The organism is Pseudomonas fluorescens (genome assembly GCF_902497785.1).
Taxonomy (GTDB): domain Bacteria; phylum Pseudomonadota; class Gammaproteobacteria; order Pseudomonadales; family Pseudomonadaceae; genus Aquipseudomonas; species Aquipseudomonas fluorescens_BO.
On the sequence record NZ_CABVHK010000045.1, the window covers coordinates 1 to 2,596 of the forward strand.

Here is a 2,596-nt window from a genome sequence, read left to right on the forward strand (position 1 = left end):
CTGCCGGACTTGAACTGCTCGACGCCGGTGTACGTCACCCCGTCCGTGGCACGTTCGATGGTGTGGTCGACGTAATACTCGACTTTGTCTTGCAGCGTGGCCACCGAATTGATGCCGGCGAACTCACGGCGCAACCGATGAGCTATAAGAGGTTTGAGCATCCAGCCGAAAGCTCCGGCGAAACGCGGGAAGCGGAAGTGGGTGAGGATATCTAGAAACGCCTTGTCGCCGAGCAACCGTGCCAGCACTGCTGGGACTTCGCTATCGTCGTAAGGTCGGATGGCATCGAATTCGCCCATCATGCTCTCTTGTTAGAAACGGCTAGGGTAAGTAAAGGTTTTGATCGAAAACCACTGGGGCACGGTCTGAAAAGTCAGCCAGACAAAAATAGCCCTGCAAATAGACCGGCGATTATACGCACAAGTCACCCGGGAGACCGTGATGCTGGAAACTGCGCACTATGAATGTCCGTATTGTGGTGAAGAGGTTGAGACGTCTGTGGATCTGTCAGGGGGTGATCAGACCTACATTGAGGATTGTCAGGTGTGTTGCAGGCCCATCACGTTTGTGTTGCAGGTTGACGGAAATGAATGGCATCTCGAAGTTTTTAGCGAAAACGAGTGAGGGGCGTCTATGCAGCGAATCTATGAGCCGGAAAACCTGATGGAAGGCGAGCTGCTGCAAAGTATGCTGGCGAGCGAGGGCGTCGAGGCCCATCTGGTGGGGCGTGATTTGCTCGGGGGCAGCGGGGAATTGCCGGTATTCGGCCTGCTGGGGTTATCGGTCGACAACGGCCAGGCCGACTACGCCCGGGAGTTGATCGACGCGTACAATGCCGCGTTGCCAATGCCTGGCGATGAGCCGGAAAGCTTTCCCGGCACGCTGGTCTGTTAGGCTGGTGGTCGTTTTATCAAGAGTCGTGTTGCCCCATGTGTGGACGTTATGCCCTGTTTCGCTGGAACCCCGCCTTCGCGGCTCTGCCCGGCTTCCCTGCCGATCAGCAGGCCCAGTGGAATATTTCTCCCAATGATTCGGTGCTGATGCTGCGCGCAGGCGCCACTGGCCAGCGTGAACTGGCCCGCGCGCGCTGGGGCCTGACGCCGCCGTGGCTGACCGACTTGTCCCGCACCCCGGCCCATGCCCGAGCCGAAACCGTGGCGGAACAACCGATGTTCCGTCAGGCCCTGCGCGAGCGCCGCTGTCTGCTGCCGGCCAATGGTTTTTACGAGTGGCGCGGCACCACCCGCAAACGCCCGTACTGGCTGACACCGGGGGAGGGCTCGGCGTTGTTCTTTGCGGCGATCTGGGAAGCCTATCCGGTGCAGGAGCAGGTGTGGCTGAGTACGGCAGTGATCACCCAACCGGCGGCCAGTCAGCGCCGACCGTTGATTCTCGATGCGGCGGGCCAGGAAGCATGGCTGGATCCCGAGACGCCGTTGCATGTGCTGCAGGGGTTGCTCGCCAGTGAACCCGCAGCATTGCGCGAACGGGTATTGGCGAATCTGGTGAATGATCCGAAGTTAAATGCGCCGGAGTGTCTGACCCCGGGTTGATCTGTTGTCTCGGCTGGCCACTTCCACCCCCAGACAAAACAGAATTGCCCTGCAAATAATTTTCCTGCACACACGGGAGCTTTCTCTGAAATGAACGTCTGAATATCAGTTGTATCTGGCGCCGATACCATTCCGCGCCTAGGATACCCGACAGGTTTTCAGGGAGTTTTTTGATGAACAAGCGATTGGTTTTGTGTGCTCTGAGCGCGGGTCTGCTGCTCGCCGGTTGTCAGTCGGTCAACACCACCAGCGGCGGCGCCGTCGGTGTCGAGCGCAAACAGTACATGTTCAGCATGTTGTCCACGGACGAGGTCAATCAGATGTACGCCCAGTCTTATCAAAAGACTGTGGGTGAGGCGACCAGCAAAGGCGTGCTGGACAAGACCAGTAACGATGCCAAGCGCGTTCAGGCCATCTCGAACCGATTGATTGCCCAGGCCCCGATCTTCCGTCCGGACTCCGCGCAGTGGAAGTGGGAAGTCAACCTGATCAAGAGTGACGAGTTGAACGCCAACTGCGGCCCCGGCGGCAAAATCATTTTCTACACCGGCCTGATCGACAGCCTCAAGCTGACCGACGATGAGATCGCGGCGATCCTTGGCCACGAAATCGCCCATGCCCTGCGCGAGCACGGTCGTGAAGCGATGTCCAAGGCGTACGGTATCGAAATGGCCAAGCAGGGCGCGGGTGCGTTGTTCGGTCTGGGGCAGGACAGCCTGGCGCTGGCGGACACCGTGGCCAACTACGGCATGACGTTGCCGAACAGCCGTTCCAACGAAAACGAGGCAGACTTGATCGGCCTGGAACTGGCGGCACGCGCCGGTTACAACCCGAACGCCGCGATCACTTTGTGGAACAAGATGAGCAAGGCCTCGGAAGGTTCACCGCCGGAATTCATGAGCACTCACCCGGCGTCGGCCAGCCGGATTGCTTCGTTGCAGGCGGCGATTCCGAAGGTAATGCCGTTGTACGAGAAAGCGCCGAAATCCTGATAGTCGTGCGGCGAGGCTGCTGTCGCCTTCGCGAGCAGGCTCGCTCCCACA

Annotated in this window: 4 protein-coding genes and 1 pseudogene; 4 read left to right on the forward strand and 1 reads right to left on the reverse strand. The window is 59.2% G+C overall.

The window, feature by feature from the left end:
• Window positions 1-299, reverse strand: a pseudogene (locus F8N62_RS31145) (glycerol acyltransferase); the annotation flags it as partial.
• Between the two features lie 142 nt (window positions 300-441).
• Here F8N62_RS31145 and F8N62_RS31150 point away from each other — a divergent pair.
• The 4 genes from F8N62_RS31150 to F8N62_RS31165 all read left to right on the forward strand — a co-directional run bounded on the left by F8N62_RS31150 (window position 442) and on the right by F8N62_RS31165 (window position 2,545).
• Window positions 442-624 (forward strand): CPXCG motif-containing cysteine-rich protein, encoded by a 183-nt coding sequence (locus F8N62_RS31150; protein ID WP_150713807.1) that lies wholly within the window; start codon window positions 442-444, stop codon window positions 622-624.
• A gap of 9 nt (window positions 625-633) precedes the next feature.
• Window positions 634-894, forward strand: a complete 261-nt coding sequence (locus F8N62_RS31155; protein WP_150713808.1) for a putative signal transducing protein — start codon at window positions 634-636, stop codon at window positions 892-894.
• A gap of 35 nt (window positions 895-929) precedes the next feature.
• On the forward strand, window positions 930-1,553 hold the full coding sequence (locus F8N62_RS31160; protein ID WP_150713809.1) for an SOS response-associated peptidase: 624 nt from the start codon (window positions 930-932) through the stop codon (window positions 1,551-1,553).
• A 173-nt stretch (window positions 1,554-1,726) separates the two neighbouring features.
• Window positions 1,727-2,545 (forward strand): M48 family metallopeptidase, encoded by an 819-nt coding sequence (locus F8N62_RS31165; RefSeq protein ID WP_150713810.1) that lies wholly within the window; start codon window positions 1,727-1,729, stop codon window positions 2,543-2,545.
• The last annotated feature ends 51 nt before the right edge of the window (window positions 2,546-2,596 follow it).